The sequence below is a fragment of the Paraburkholderia sp. RAU2J genome (assembly GCF_003634845.1).
Lineage (GTDB): Bacteria > Pseudomonadota > Gammaproteobacteria > Burkholderiales > Burkholderiaceae > Paraburkholderia > Paraburkholderia fynbosensis.
In genome coordinates this window covers 1,012,648-1,027,861 of record NZ_RBXG01000001.1, presented here as the reverse complement: position 1 = coordinate 1,027,861, position 15,214 = coordinate 1,012,648, and the positions used below count along the sequence as shown (strand labels likewise).

The 15,214-nt window shown below is 64.5% G+C and carries 11 protein-coding genes; 9 read left to right on the top strand and 2 right to left on the bottom strand.

The features are described from left to right. Positions 1–231 precede the first annotated feature (231 nt). From pilM to B0G69_RS04740, 7 genes are all read left to right on the top strand, one after another. Positions 232–1,224 carry a pilus assembly protein PilM gene (pilM, locus tag B0G69_RS04770; RefSeq protein WP_121315880.1) on the top strand — a complete coding sequence of 331 codons (993 nt, stop codon included), beginning with the start codon at positions 232–234 and terminating at the stop codon, positions 1,222–1,224. After that, complete coding sequence (locus B0G69_RS04765; protein ID WP_121315879.1) at positions 1,221–1,946, top strand: fimbrial assembly protein; 726 nt, start codon at positions 1,221–1,223, stop codon at positions 1,944–1,946. Before pilM ends, B0G69_RS04765 begins: the two co-directional genes overlap by 4 nt. Continuing rightward, on the top strand, positions 1,943–2,863 hold the full coding sequence (locus B0G69_RS04760) for a hypothetical protein (protein ID WP_121315878.1): 921 nt from the start codon (positions 1,943–1,945) through the stop codon (positions 2,861–2,863). The genes B0G69_RS04765 and B0G69_RS04760 overlap by 4 nt, the downstream gene beginning before the upstream one ends. After that, a complete protein-coding gene (gene pilQ / locus B0G69_RS04755; protein WP_121315877.1) occupies positions 2,860–4,599 on the top strand; it encodes a type IV pilus secretin PilQ in 1,740 nt (579 codons plus the stop codon). Before B0G69_RS04760 ends, pilQ begins: the two co-directional genes overlap by 4 nt. A gap of 106 nt (positions 4,600–4,705) precedes the next feature. Further along, positions 4,706–5,257 (top strand): shikimate kinase, encoded by a 552-nt coding sequence (locus tag B0G69_RS04750; RefSeq protein WP_121315876.1) that lies wholly within the window; start codon positions 4,706–4,708, stop codon positions 5,255–5,257. Further along, entirely contained in the window at positions 5,257–6,342 is a 1,086-nt protein-coding gene (gene aroB / locus B0G69_RS04745) for a 3-dehydroquinate synthase (RefSeq protein ID WP_199731141.1), read from the top strand. Before B0G69_RS04750 ends, aroB begins: the two co-directional genes overlap by 1 nt. A 74-nt stretch (positions 6,343–6,416) precedes the next feature. Then, the gene (locus B0G69_RS04740) at positions 6,417–7,622 is read left to right on the top strand and encodes a deoxyguanosinetriphosphate triphosphohydrolase (protein WP_121315875.1); all 1,206 of its coding nucleotides are present in this window, start codon (positions 6,417–6,419) and stop codon (positions 7,620–7,622) included. Between the two features lie 178 nt (positions 7,623–7,800). On the opposite strand, the gene B0G69_RS04735 is transcribed toward B0G69_RS04740, so the two are convergent. Both B0G69_RS04735 and B0G69_RS04730 read right to left on the bottom strand, forming a co-directional pair. Continuing rightward, the gene (locus B0G69_RS04735) at positions 7,801–8,181 is read right to left on the bottom strand and encodes a DUF883 family protein (RefSeq protein WP_121315874.1); all 381 of its coding nucleotides are present in this window, start codon (positions 8,179–8,181) and stop codon (positions 7,801–7,803) included. Between the two features lie 346 nt (positions 8,182–8,527). After that, positions 8,528–9,253: an OmpW family outer membrane protein gene (locus B0G69_RS04730; RefSeq protein ID WP_121315873.1), complete on the bottom strand. Its 726-nt coding sequence runs from the start codon at positions 9,251–9,253 to the stop codon at positions 8,528–8,530. A 187-nt stretch (positions 9,254–9,440) separates the two neighbouring features. Between B0G69_RS04730 and B0G69_RS04725 the strand changes: the two genes are divergently transcribed. Beyond that, complete coding sequence (locus B0G69_RS04725; RefSeq protein ID WP_121315872.1) at positions 9,441–10,148, top strand: transposase; 708 nt, start codon at positions 9,441–9,443, stop codon at positions 10,146–10,148. Positions 10,149–10,442: 294 nt separating this feature from the next. After that, a complete protein-coding gene (locus B0G69_RS04720) occupies positions 10,443–15,146 on the top strand; it encodes a glutamate synthase-related protein (protein WP_121315871.1) in 4,704 nt (1,567 codons plus the stop codon). The last annotated feature ends 68 nt before the right edge of the window (positions 15,147–15,214 follow it).

Here is a 15,214-nt window from a genome sequence, read left to right as displayed (position 1 = left end):
CGATTATAGCCGCCTCGCTTTTTAGCTTTCGGCTCACTTACGAGGCGTGCTGTCAGGTCTGCGCATACGGCGCGGGAATGACTTCACTGTAGACGCTTTGATCGCGCGCAGGGCGTGTGCTGCGCAACGTTAGCCATTCGGCTGAGTGTCGCGCGGCGGCGCGACTACGCACAATTCTCCCTCGTCACTCGCGTTCGAATGGTTCGTCGCGAGAGTCAGAGGGAGGGCGTGATGGGGTTCAGAAATTCGTGGCTTCAGGCAGTGCGATCAGGGCGGCAGCGTTTCGGCGCCGGAATCGATGTCGGTTCGCAAAACGTGCGTCTCGTCGTGGTAAGTCAGCGCTCGCGCGCACCCGGCGCGCTGCATCTCGAATATGTCAGCACCGTCGCGCTTGCCGCCGGTGCGATGGCCGGCTCGGAGATCGCCGACCGCCAGGCGGTGGCGCGTGCGTTGCGCGACGCGTTCGCCGGTTTGCCGCGTGCGTGTGCGGCGCACGCGTTGCGATGCGCGATGGCAGTGCCCGCGTCGGCCACGTCGACCGCCACGGTGCCGCTCGCGCGGCTCGCTGCGCAAAGCCATTGCGCGGACGACGGCGGCCATGCATTAACCGCACTGGAGCCTGCGGTGATGGGCGAGGCCGAGCGCATCGCGGGAATCGAGCGGCATGCATTGGCGGTCGACTGGTCGGTCGATGAGACGCCGTCGCCGATCCGCTCGGTGAAGATCGCCGCCACCGCGCGCCAGCATCTCGAAGCGCGCATGGAGTGCGCGGCGACGGCCGGCATCTCGCTCACCGCCGTCGATGGCGAGCCGCATGCGGCGCTGCGCGCAATGCGCTACGCGGCGAGCCGCGAACTCGATCCGCTCGAGCCGTATGTGGCGCTGTGGATTGGCACGGACGGCGTATACGGCTGGCGCATCGTGGACGACTCCATCGCAGGCGAAATGCGTTATCCGGCGCCCGAGCATGCCGATCTCGCCGATGCGTTGCGCGATCTCGTGCATGGCCCAGTACTCGACTGCGCATTGGTGAGCGGCGAAGTCGATCTGCTCGACGGTGTGGGTTTCACGCTGGCCGATATCGCGGATGTGTTGGGCTGCACGGTGTTGCCGTTCGAGTGCTCGGTGCTGGCTGGGCTCGTCCGGCCGCTGAGCGACGAGCTGCTGCATGAGCCGGCCGGGGCGGTCGCGTTCGGGCTTGCGTTGCGCGGGGTGATCGAATGACGGGCGGCCTTTCGTTTTCAGGGGCGGCTGGTTCGCGCGCGGCGGTTTCGTCGCGTGCCGCGCGTCTCACGCGGCCGTGGCTCGGCGGTTTCAATCTAATGCCGTACCGGCAACGCAACGTGCGGCTCGCGCGGCGGCGTCGTGCGTGCGAATGGGGCGCTGCCGTGCTCGCGGGTTGTGCCGCTGTCCTCGCATTGGCCGGCTGGCAGGCATTCGGGAAGGCGCGTCTCGATGCACAGCGCGCGTCGATCGAACGCGCCCTGGCAGGACTCACTGTGCCGCTCGCGGAACACGCTACCTTGCTGCGCGAACGAGACGAGTTGCGCAAGCATGCCGCACGCGCGACGAGTTTGTCCGAGCCGCTCGCGCATCTGCTCGATCTGCTCGAAACACTGAGTTTCGAACCCGGCGATGGTGTGGTGTTGCGGCAGCTACGCCAGCGCGAGCACGAAACCGAGTTGCTGGCGACGTCGCGCGGACATTTGGCGTCGGCCGAGTGGCTCAAGCGCCTGAGTGCGATCCGCGGCGTGAAGGGCGCGGAGATGAGCGACCTGCATCGCCCGACGACGCGCGGCAACTCGCCCGCGGATGAAAGCGTGAGCGGCCCGGTCGAATTCGGCGCACGTCTGCGCTGGGACGAGCCGGCGCCGAAAGCTGCCCACGTTGCGGTATCTGCGGCGGCGCGTCCTGTGAAGTCCGAACGGTCGGGAGGTGTGAAATGAGTACGATCTTTGCCGGGGCGGGCGGCGTGGCCAACACCCAATTCTCTGTTGGTCATTGGACCCGGCGGTTGCGGTTACCGCTCGCTGCGTGGAGCCTGCGCCGGCGCTGGCTGGTCGCGTTGTTGATCGCCGTGCTGGTGTTCGGGCTGGGCGCGCACGGCTGGATCGTCGCCGATCTTGGCGGCGTCGAGACGAGCCGTGCGGCGTTGGCCGCGAGCGCTCAGCGTCTTGCGCACGCGCGCCGCTCGCTTGCGCAGTTGCCCTCGCTGCGCCGCAAAGCCACGGCGAACCCCGCGGTGTCGCCGGCTGCCTCGTGGAGTTCCGCAGACGATGTGCGCATCGTTTCCGAATTGGCTGCCGCGAATAACGTCGCCTTATATGCGCTCGAGCCGGGTGCGGCCAGTGGCGAAGGCATGGAACGCATGCGCCCTTTGCAGCTCACCGCACGCACGGACTTTGTCCACCTGATGGCGTTTCTGCACGGACTGTCGGACATGCCAGTGCTGATCGTTCCCGTCGATATGTCCGTCAAGCAGGACGCCGCGTCGTTGTCGGTGAGGGCGACGCTGCGGGTGTTCAGCGCGCTGCGGCCCGCTTCTTCGAATGACGCCGCGCACGCGTTCGACGACGCGAGCCTCGACGCGGACGACGACGAGGACATCGTGTTCTTCGACCCGTTCGCGCAACCGCAGATGCGGGCAGCCGGCGAAATGCCCGATATCTCGCAACTGCGTCTGGTCGGCGTGCTGCGCGATCGCACGCACGGCCTGGCCTTGCTCGATACGCCGGACGGCGCGACGACCGTCGCATCCGGGCAGCGGTTGGGCGCCGAGCGCGTGACGCGGCTCGACGCGCTCGGCATTACGCTCGCGAGAGGCGATACGACACGCACGCTCGCACTCGCGGAGGCTTCATGACGGAAAGACTGACGAAGCCGTCGCTTGCGACTTGTGCGCGCATCGGTGTTCACGCATCTCCGGGTGTTCGCACGCGTCCTTGGGTTCGAACGTACATCGGCCTTTACATTAGTGCGGCGCTCGGCGCAGGCACCGCGCAGGCTTCGACGCCACCGCAGCCGCTGCTGCCGCCGTTGCCGAGTTTCATGCCGCTCGACGACGCGGTGGCGTCTGCCGATCCCGCGTACGGCGCAGCCCCGTTGCCGCGCGCCGTTTTCGGGGAAGTGCCGAATCCGTTTCGCGACGATCCAGCGGAGGACCCCGCGGCCGCGCGAACGGCCGCGCCGTCGGCCAACGAGAACGCCAACGCGGACGATTTCGCCGCCGCCGCCGAAGGCTCCGTGCCGCTGGGCGCAAAACAGTCGCTCGCTGCGGCTCGCGACGATAGCGCCGCCGCCAGCGTGCTCGAAGGTCCGCCGGTGCCGTTGCCGCCGCGCGTGCGTCTGAGTAACGGACCCAGAAGCGCAGCCGACGCGGGCCTCGCCGCCGACGACAAACCGATCTCGCTGAATTTCCAGCGCGCCGAACTCGGCGCCGTGCTCAAAGCGTTTGCCGAGTTCACGGGGCTGAACGTCGTCGCGAGCGAACGAGTGCGCGGCGCCGTGTCGTTGCGGCTCGACAAGGTGCCGTGGCGCACCGCGTTCGATACCTTGCTCGACGTCAACAACCTCGCGATGGAGCGGCACGGCAACGTGATCTGGGTCGCACCGGTCGCGGATCTGGCCGCGCGCGAGCGGCAGCGTTTCGAAGCGCACGCGCGGGCCGCCGATCTCGAACCGCTCGCGAGCCGCACTTTCGAGCTGCATTACGCGCACGCCGAGGACGTGCGGCGCCTGCTGACCGGCTCGGGTACGCAGCGCGTGCTGTCCAAACGCGGCGCCGTGACCGCCGATCCGCGCACCAATCTGCTGTTCGTGACCGATCTCGCGGGGCGCCTCGAACAGATCGCGGCGCTGCTCGCTGCCGTCGACCGGCCGACTCGCCAAGTGCTGATCGAAGCGCGTATCGTCGAGGGCGATCATGGCTTCTCGCGCAATCTCGGCGTGCGGCTCTCGCTGGCTGCCACGAGTACCGACGGGACGGCGAAAGGTCTGAGCGGCGGCACCGACGGCACCGTCTACGATCTGTCGGCCCGGCCGATCTCCGGTTTCGACGCCGCCACGGCCGGGCTCACGTTGTTCGCCGCCGGCGCGACGCGGCTGCTGAATATCCAGTTGAGCGCGCTCGAAGCGGAGGGACGCGGCAAAATCATCTCGAGCCCGCGGGTCGTCACCGCCGACCGCATGAAGGCGGTGGTCGAGCAGGGCACCGAGCTACCGTATCAGGCCAAGGTGGCACAGGGCGTGTCGGGCGTGCAGTTTCGCCGGGCCACGCTCAAACTGGAGGTCGAGCCGCAAATCATGCCGGACGGCCGGGTCGTGCTGGACCTCGACGTCGCCAAGGACAGCGTCGGCGAGCAGACCGACGCCGGACCCGCGATCAACACCAAACACGTGCAAACGCGCGTCGAAGTCGAGGATGGTGGTACGGTGTCGATCGGCGGAATTTACGCGTCCGATGACCGGGACGATGTGACCAGAGTGCCTGTCCTGGGCAAAATACCAATTTTGGGCGCGCTTTTCCGCAATCGGGCGCATCGCGACCAGCGTAGCGAGCTGGCGGTATTCATCACGCCAAGCGTTGTTCCGATAAATTAGGGGCAGGCCGCCGCCGCTCGCCAGCGGCGGCGCGTAGGCTCGACAAGGCAGCCGCTTTGCCAGTAAGCTGCGGCACGAACCATACCGGATTAGCCAGAGGACACAGTTGCAAGCGCGGGACGCACACGCCAATGTATTTTTTGTAGGTCTCATGGGGGCAGGGAAAACCACCGTGGGCCGGGCCATTGCGCGCCGTCTCGATCGCCCGTTCTTCGATTCCGACCATGAAATCGAGGCGCGCACGGGTGCGCGCATCCCCGTGATCTTCGAGATGGAAGGCGAAGCGGGCTTCCGCGAGCGGGAGGCGAGCGTGATTTCCGAGCTCACCGGGCGCGACAACATCGTACTGGCGACGGGCGGCGGCGCGGTGCTGCGGCCGGAAAACCGTGCGGCGCTCCAGAACAACGGCGTAGTGATCTATCTGCGGGCCAATCCTCACGACCTGTGGCTGCGCACGCGGCGCGACAAGAACCGCCCGCTTTTGCAGACCGAAGATCCCAAAGCGCGCCTCGAAGCGCTCTACGAAGTACGTGATCCGCTCTACCGCGAGTGCGCGCATTTCGTGATTGAAACCGGCCGGCCGTCGGTCAACGGACTCGTTAACATGGTTCTGATGCAGCTCGAGATGGCCGGCGTCGCCAAACATCCTGCGTCATAATGGACCGTATGATTACCGTCAACGTCGAACTAGGCGAGCGCGCCTACCCCATCCATATCGGTGCGGATCTGATCGGCCAGACCGCGCTGTTCGCGCCGCATATCGCCGGCAGCTCGGTCACCATCGTCACGAACACCACGGTCGACCCGCTCTACGGCGACACGCTGCGTGCTGCGCTCGCGCCGCTCGGCAAACAGGTGTCGACGGTGGTCTTGCCGGACGGCGAGGCGCACAAGAACCTCGGCACCCTGAACCTGATCTTCGACGCGCTGCTCGGCTCGCGCGCCGATCGCAAGACCACGCTGATTGCTCTGGGCGGCGGCGTGATCGGCGATATGACGGGCTTTGCCGCGGCCTGCTATATGCGCGGCGTGCCGTTCATTCAGGTGCCGACTACGTTGCTGTCGCAGGTCGATTCGTCGGTGGGCGGCAAGACCGGCATCAATCACCCGCTCGGCAAGAACATGATCGGCGCCTTCTACCAGCCGCAGGCGGTGATCGCCGACATCGGCGCGCTGCGCACGCTGCCTGCGCGTGAACTGGCGGCGGGCGTCGCCGAAGTGATCAAGACCGGCGCGATCGCCGACGCTGATTTCTTCGACTGGATCGAAGCCAACATCGAGGCGTTGAATCGCTGCGAGCCCGAGGCGTTGACCGAGGCCGTCAAGCGTTCGTGCGAGATCAAGGCGTCGGTGGTAGCCAAGGACGAGCGCGAAGGCGGACTGCGCGCGATCCTCAACTTCGGCCACACCTTTGGCCACGCGATCGAGGCCGGCCTCGGCTACGGCGAGTGGCTGCACGGCGAGGCCGTCGGCTGCGGGATGGCGATGGCGGCGGATCTGTCCGTGCGCATGGGCTATCTCGACGATGCCGCGCGCCGGCGCCTCGTCGACGTGATCGTTGCCGCGCACTTGCCAACCCAAGCGCCTGCGCTCGGCGAAAGGCGCTATGTCGAACTGATGCAGGTCGACAAGAAGGCGGAAGCCGGCGCAATCAAATTCATTCTGCTGAAGCGTTTCGGTGAGACGCTGATCACCCAGGCGCCCGATGCCGAGGTGCACGCCACGCTGGCCGCCGCTGTCTAGACACGACGAGGCAATACCCAGCCACGCATCACGCACCCGCGTCACGAGGCGCCGCCCATGTTTCGGAGAATCCGGTGACTGACAGGCGCAGCGACGATGTACAGCATGACCCGGCGGCAGGCGTGGCGGCGATCGCCGTGCCCACACAGGAGGCACTCGAAGCGCACCTCGCGCCGTATGCGGCGCATTCCGCGCAATCGCGCGGCCGCCGTTATCCCGAAGCCGCGCCGAGCGCGCGCACCGAGTTCCAGCGCGACCGCGACCGCATCGTTCACTCGACGGCATTTCGCCGGCTCGAATACAAGACTCAGGTGTTCGTGAATCACGAGGGCGACCTGTTTCGCACACGCCTTACGCACAGCCTGGAGGTCGCGCAGATCGCGCGTTCTGTGGGGCGCAATCTGCGCGTCAACGAAGACCTCGTCGAAGCCATTTCGCTTGCTCACGATCTCGGTCATACGCCGTTCGGCCATGCCGGCCAGGACGCGTTGAACGAATGTATGCGCGAGCACGGCGGCTTCGAGCACAACCTGCAAAGCCTCGCGGTGGTCGACGATCTGGAGGAGCACTACGGCGCGTTCAACGGCCTGAACCTGTGCTTCGAAACGCGCGAGGGCATCCTCAAACATTGCTCGCGAGACAACGCGCGGCGGCTCGGTGCGTTGGGCGAGCGCTTTCTCGAAGGACGCCAGCCATCCATCGAAGCACAGATCGCGAATGTCGCCGACGAGATCGCGTACAACAATCATGACGTCGACGACGGTCTGCGCTCAGGCCTCCTCACGGTCGAGCAGCTTGCCGAAGTCGAGTTGTGGCAGACGCATTTCGAGGCGTCGCGTCGCGATTTTCCGCAGATCGAAGGCCGCAGGCTGATCCATGAGACGGTGCGGCGAATCATCAACACGCTGGTCGTGGATCTGATCGATACGACGCGGGAGAACATCGCCCGGCATGCGCCGGCCTCGCTCGAAGCCGTGCGCGCTGCGCCCGCGCTCGTCGCGCACAGCGACGTGATCGCCGCTCAGGCTGCGGCGCTCAAGCGCTTCCTGTTCAAGAACCTGTATCGTCACTACCGCGTGATGCGCATGGCCAACAAGGCGCGCCGCGTGGTGATCGGCCTGTTCGACGCGTTCACGGAAGACGCGCGGCTATTGCCGCCGGGCTATCAATCGACGGACGTGACGCAGCAGCCGCGACTGATCGCCCATTACATCGCGGGCATGACGGATCGCTATGCGGTGAAAGAGTATCAGCGGCTGTTCGTGATCGACGACAACTAGCGCACAGCGAGCCAATGCTCATCGGCCCCCCGCTCGGGGCGCCGACGCATGCGCACCCTCAGAATCGCAACTGATCACCGTCAGTCAAAGCCGCCGGAATCATGGCGGCTCGACTCTTCACTCAGCGTGGCCAACGAGTGCAACTCGGGCGCCCACGGAAGTGCACCTTCGGCGCACCTCAGCGCAACCGCGACGCGAACAACGCGCCGGCGATCAGCGCCACCCCGCCGACGATTGCGATCGTCTGCCACGGATTCTCATGCACGTAATTGTCCGCGTCGGACATCGCGACTTCGGCGCGTTCACGCACGACATCGCGGGTGTCGTTCAGGCGGGCGCGCGCGGCGTCCAGCTGTTTGCGCAGCTTGCCGCGCAATGCCACCGCGTCCGCCTGGGTGCCGTCCGCCAGTGTGGATTCGAGTTCGGTCAACAGCGTGCGCAACTCGCCCGCGATGTCTTCGGCCGCATGGCGGCTATGGCGGGCGATGCGCCGCGCGCGGCGGCTCGTGCTGGTCCAGGATTCGCCGAGGGCGTCTCTCGTATTCGGAAGTGCTGTCATGGTCGCTCCGTCGATGAGGGTGAAAAGAGTTCACGCGTTGTCACCGGGACGCGCTAGCGCGTCGCGACGCGGAAACACCGTGAGAACGCAACTTCGGTGCCAAACCCGTAAAGCCCCTCGGGGCGTGGCGCGGGTGAAGAATCCTGCGCAGATATTGCACGAGCCGAGCCGATTCCGGGTCAAATTTACAAATGCTCACGCATGCGTGCCGCACCTGGTTTGCCGTGCCGCAGATCAACCCTTGCTGCGAGCGCAAATGGAAACGCCGTCATCGAATGGATGACGGCGTTGTCCAAGCCACGAAAATTCGACTACCCTAGCTCTACGCCCCCCATTTCTCGAAGCGTTAGAAACGGTAACCAATGTTGACGTAAGTAACGATCGGGTTCAGCTTGATCTTGGTCTGCGACTGCACGTTCAGCGTGCCCACCGGCGTGTTCGCGGCGGTGTTCAGCTTGGCCGTGGTGCTGAGCGGCAGGTACGAGATCGAGACGCCCGCGAACCAGTGCTGGTTGAACGCGTAGGTGAAACCGGCATTAAAGACCGGCTCCCACGAACTATCCGTGGTGACGCTGGTCGGACCATGCAGAACGTTGGCTTCGAATGCGCTGTTGGTGATCTTTTCGTCCGTGAACCAGATGCGGCTCACGCCGATGCCGAGATACGGACGGAACGCAGCGGTCGGAGCGTTGAAGTAGTACTTGAACAACAGCGTCGGGCTCCACTGTTTCGCCTGACCCAGCTTGCCAAATTGTTCGAAGCTGCCCGTACCGTTCAGATCGAAAGAGGGCGGGTAGCCCATCACCAGTTCGGTGGCGATGTGGTCGGTGATGAAGTAACCCGCGGTGACGCCGATGGTGTCGGCTGAACTGAGTGATGCCCCAGTGTTCGGTTCTGTGATGTTGGTCGGGCTGCCGCCAATGCTTGTCACTCTCAACGGGTCGCTGCTCGATTGAGGCGCAAGATGGAACCAGCCCGTCGTGACGTAAAAACTGCCGGCCGATTGTGCGTGCGCTGCCGTTGTCATGCAGACTAGCGCCGCCATCCCCGTTACGGCCTGTTTTAATTTCATATGTGCTCCTCCAAAAAAGGCCCGCTCATTATGACGAGAACGTTTGAAACAAACCATACGCGGCAGTTAGAGCTTTCTCCCTAAGCGCCGCGCGGTTTCTGGCTCAGCCGCGCCGCGCCGAACCTTGAGCGCATGCGGTTCTTCGGACCTTCGGGTATGTACCAACGCGACTATTGGATACTCCAGCATGGCACGGCTTGCACGTCTTTATGTTCCTGACCAGCCGCAGCACGTCATCCTTCGCGGGCTCGATCAGCAGCCCGCATTCGTCGACGACCAGGACTACGAGCTCTTCATCGACTGCCTGAAAGCGGCTTCTCGCGACCATCATCTTTCGATCCACGCGTACGCATTGATGCCGGGCGCCGTGCAGTTGCTCGTCACGCCGACGGAAGAGTCGAGCTTGCCCAAGGCGATGCAGGCGGTGGGTCGTCGCTACGTCGCGCATTTCAATCGACGCTACGCGCGCCGTGGCACGCTGTGGGAAGGCCGCTATCGGGCCACCGTGATCGAAGGCGAGCGTTACTTCCTGCTGGCAAGCCGTGTCGTCGAGATGTGTCCGCTGCGCGCGCAACTGGTCAGCGCGCCGGAGGACTATCGCTGGTCGAGCTACCGTCATCACATCGGCCTTACGCTCGACAGCCTGATCACCGACCATCCGTTGTACTGGTCTCTGGGCAACACGCCGTTCGAGCGTCAGCGCGCGTACCGCGAATTGTGCGAGCAGCCGCTCGACGAACGCGAAGCCAGCCAGCTGCAGCAGGCCACGCTGAAAGGCTGGGTGCTGGGCAGCGATACCTACCGGGAATGGGCGGCACGGGCCGCAAACCGGCGCGTCTCACCGCTGCCGCGCGGGCGGCCGCGCAAGGTCCGCGAAACGCCGCACACGCAATAAAGCGTTTCGCGTCAAAGGTGTACAGGGAAACGGCATCGCGCATGCCGTTTTCTTTTGCGCTATTTTGATATGGCACCAATAAAAAATGAGTGCGATGCACCAATCTGATAATCGGGGTTCAATCAACACGTTTTATTTGCTATTCCATTGATTCGTCGCGTATATTCCGAATTCCGGCGCTTTTTGATACGCGTAGCGTTCAGCGTAAAGAGCGCCGTCGTGGTTGCGATGCCAACTGCGGCAATAGAAAAATGGTTTTAACGGCCTGTCCGGCCCCTCACAGACGGTGTCCCCATGAACGACCACCTGCAACCAACTCACCCGGTTCCCGCCGCGCAAGGTCTGTACGACCCGCAAAACGAGCACGACGCCTGTGGCGTCGGCTTCGTTGCTCACATCAAGGGCCACAAGAGCCACGAGATCATCGAGCAAGGCCTGAAGATTCTCGAGAACCTCGACCACCGGGGCGCCGTCGGCGCCGATCCGCTGATGGGCGACGGCGCGGGCATCCTGATTCAGATTCCGGACGGTTTCTATCGTGAGGAAATGGCCAAACAAGGCGTGACGCTGCCGCCGTACGGCGAGTACGGCGTCGGCATGGTGTTCCTGCCGAAGGAACACGCATCGCGCCTCGCGTGCGAACAGGAGCTCGAGCGTACGGTGAAGGCCGAGGGCCAAGTGGTGCTGGGCTGGCGCGATGTGCCGGTCGACCACACCATGCCGATTTCGCCCACCGTGAAGGCGAGCGAGCCGCTGATCCGTCAGATCTTCATCGGCCGCGGCAAGGACATCATCGTGACCGACGCGCTCGAGCGGAAGCTGTACGTGATCCGCAAGACCGCGAGCCACCGCATCCAGGCGCTCAAGCTCAAGCACGGCAAGGAATACTTCGTCCCGTCGATGTCGGCGCGCACGGTCGTCTACAAGGGACTGCTGCTGGCCGGTCAGGTCGGCGTGTACTACCGCGACCTGCAGGACGAGCGCACGGTCTCGGCGCTGGCGCTGGTGCACCAACGCTTCTCGACCAACACCTTCCCGGCGTGGGAGTTGGCTCACCCGTACCGCATGATCGCCCACAACGGCGAAATCAACACGGTGAAGGGCAACGTCAACTGGCTGAACGCCCGTACCGGCGCAATCGCGTCGCACGTGCTCGGCGACGACCTGCCGAAGCTGTGGCCGCTGATCTATCCGGGCCAATCGGACACCGCCTCGTTCGACAACTGTCTCGAACTGCTGGTGATGGCCGGCTACCCGCTCGTCCACGCAATGATGATGATGATCCCGGAAGCCTGGGAACAGCACACGCTGATGGACGACAACCGCCGCGCGTTCTACGAATACCACGCCGCGATGATGGAGCCGTGGGACGGCCCCGCCGCAATCGCCTTCACCGACGGCCGTCAGATCGGCGCGACACTCGACCGTAACGGCCTGCGTCCGGCGCGCTACATCGTCACGGATGACGATCTCGTCATCATGGCGTCGGAAGCGGGCACGCTGCCGATCCCCGAGTCGAAGATCGTCAAGAAGTGGCGTCTGCAGCCGGGCAAAATGTTCCTGATCGACATGGAGCACGGTCGCATCATCGACGACAAGGAACTGAAGGACAACCTCGCGAATGCCAAGCCGTACAAGAGCTGGATCGACGCGGTCCGGATCAAGCTCGACGAAATCGAGGCGAAGGCCGAAGACGTCGCGACGGAACGCCGCGAAGCCGCTGCTTTGCTGGATCGTCAGCAGGCGTTCGGCTACACGCAGGAAGACCTCAAGTTCCTGATGGCGCCGATGGCGCAAGCCGGTGAAGAAGCAGTCGGCTCGATGGGCAACGACTCGCCGCTCGCGGTCATGTCCAACAAGAACAAGACGCTGTATCACTACTTCAAGCAGCTGTTCGCGCAAGTCACGAACCCGCCGATCGACCCCATCCGTGAAAACATGGTGATGTCGCTGGTGTCGTTCGTCGGTCCGAAGCCGAACCTGCTGGACACGAACAACATCAACCCGCCGATGCGCCTCGAAGTGTCGCAGCCCGTGCTCGACTTCAAGGACATCGCGAAGATCCGCGCGATCGATCAGTACACGGGCGGGAAGTTCAGCTCGTACGAACTGAACATCTGCTATCCGGTGGCATGGGGCAAGGAAGGCATCGAGGCGCGTCTCGCGTCGCTGTGCGCGGAAGCCGTCGATGCGGTCAAGTCCGGCTACAACATGCTGATCGTGTCGGATCGCAAGACCGACCGCGACAACGTCGCGATTCCGGCGCTGCTGGCCACCGCGGCGATCCACACGCACCTCGTGCAGCAAGGTCTGCGCACGAGCACTGGCCTGGTCGTCGAGACCGGCTCGGCGCGTGAGACGCACCACTTCGCGCTGCTCGCGGGCTACGGCGCGGAAGCCGTGCACCCGTACCTCGCGATGGAAACGCTCGGCCAGCTCGCCAGCGGGCTGAAGGGCGATCTGTCGGCGGAGAAGGCGGTCTACAACTTCACCAAGGCAGTCGGCAAGGGCCTGATGAAGGTCATGTCGAAGATGGGCATTTCGACCTACATGTCCTACACCGGCGCGCAGATTTTCGAAGCGGTCGGTCTCGCTGAAGACCTCGTGCAGAAGTACTTCAAGGGCACGTCGTCGAAGGTGGGCGGTATCGGCCTGTTCGACGTCGCGGAAGAAGCGATCCGTTTGCACCGCGACGCGTTCGGCGACAACCCGATCCTCGCGAACATGCTCGACGCGGGCGGCGAGTACGCGTACCGCGTGCGCGGCGAAGAACACATGTGGACGCCGGATGCGATCGCCAAGCTGCAGCACTCGGCACGCAGCAACTCGTACCAGACGTACAAGGAATACGCGCATCTGATCAACGATCAGACCAAGCGCCACATGACGTTCCGCGGTCTGTTCGAATTCAAGTTCGATCCGACCAAGGCGATCCCGCTCGACGAAGTCGAATCGGCGAAAGAGATCGTCAAGCGTTTCGCGACCGGCGCGATGTCATTGGGCTCGATCAGCACCGAAGCGCACGCTACGCTGGCTGTCGCGATGAACCGCATTGGCGGCAAGTCGAACACGGGCGAAGGCGGCGAGGACGCGAACCGTTACCGCAACGAACTGCGCGGCATTCCGATCAAGAACGGCGACACGATGAAGTCCGTGATCGGCGACGAAGTGATCGTCGACATTCCGCTGAAGGACGGCGATTCGCTGCGCTCGCGCATCAAGCAGGTCGCGTCGGGCCGTTTCGGCGTGACGGCGGAATACCTCGCGTCGGCCGATCAGATCCAGATCAAGATGGCGCAGGGCGCGAAGCCGGGCGAAGGCGGTCAGCTGCCGGGGCACAAGGTGTCGGAGTACATCGGCAAGCTGCGTTACTCGGTGCCGGGCGTCGGCCTGATTTCGCCGCCGCCGCACCACGACATCTACTCGATCGAAGATCTGGCGCAGCTGATTCACGACCTGAAGAACGCCAACTCGGCGGCTAGTGTGTCGGTGAAGCTGGTGTCGGAATCGGGCGTGGGCACGGTTGCCGCGGGTGTCGCGAAGGCGAAGGCCGATCACGTCGTGATCGCCGGCCATGATGGCGGCACGGGCGCATCGCCGCTGTCGTCGATCAAGCATGCCGGCACGCCGTGGGAGCTGGGTCTCGCCGAAACGCAGCAAACTCTGGTGCTGAACCAGTTGCGCGGCCGTATCCGCGTGCAGGCCGACGGTCAGATGAAGACCGGCCGCGACGTCGTGATCGGCGCGCTGCTCGGCGCGGACGAGTTCGGCTTCGCGACGGCGCCGCTCGTCGTCGAAGGCTGCATCATGATGCGCAAGTGCCACCTGAACACCTGCCCGGTCGGCGTCGCGACGCAAGATCCGGTGCTGCGTGCGAAGTTCCAGGGCCAGCCGGAACACGTCGTGAACTTCTTCTTCTTCGTTGCGGAAGAAGCGCGCGAGATCATGGCGCAACTGGGCATCCGCAAGTTCGACGACCTGATCGGCCGTGCCGAACTGCTCGACACGAAGAAAGGCATCGAGCACTGGAAGGCGAAGGGCCTCGACTTCTCGCGCGTGTTCTATCAGCCGCAAGTGCCGGCCGAAGTGGCGCGCAAGCACGTCGACGTGCAGGACCACGGTCTGGACAAGGCACTCGACCACACGCTGATCGAAAAGGCGAAGGCGGCGATCGAGAAGGGCGAGCACGTCTCGTTCATCCAGCCGGTGCGCAACGTGAACCGTACGGTCGGCGCGATGCTGTCCGGCACGATCGCGAAGAAGTACGGCCACGACGGTCTCGCCGACGACACGGTGCATATCCAGTTGAAGGGCACCGCAGGTCAGAGCTTCGGCGCGTTCCTCGCGAAGGGCGTCACGCTGGATCTGGTCGGCGACGGCAACGACTACGTAGGCAAGGGCCTGTCGGGCGGCCGCATCATCATCCGCCCGACCAACGATTTCCGCGGCAAGTCGGAAGAGAACATCATCTGCGGCAACACGGTGATGTACGGCGCGATCGAAGGTGAAGCCTTCTTCCGCGGCGTGGCGGGCGAGCGTTTCTGCGTGCGTAACTCGGGCGCGACGGCGGTCGTCGAAGGCACGGGCGACCACGGTTGCGAATACATGACGGGCGGCACGGTCGTCGTGCTCGGCGAAACGGGCCGTAACTTCGCAGCCGGCATGTCGGGCGGCGTCGCGTATGTGTTCGATCCGGACAGCACGTTCGCGAGCAAGTGCAACAAGTCGATGGTCGCGCTCGATCCGGTCTTGCAGCAGGCCGAACAGGAACGCACCGTCGACAAGGGCCTGTGGCACGCCGAGACGACCGACGAGGCACTGCTGAAGGGGCTCATCGAGCGTCACTTCCAGTTCACCGGTTCGCCGCGTGCGAAAGCGCTGCTCGAAAACTGGGACGCATCGCGCCGTCAATTCGTGAAGGTGTTCCCGACCGAATACAAGCGCGCGCTGAGCGAGCTGGCAGCGAAGAAGGCGAACAAAGAAGTACTCGCCGCCTGATTCGCTTCGCTGCCCGTCAGCAGGACGTCACCATTAGCCGTACCCGCCGCCGCCCGGCAATCCGACGC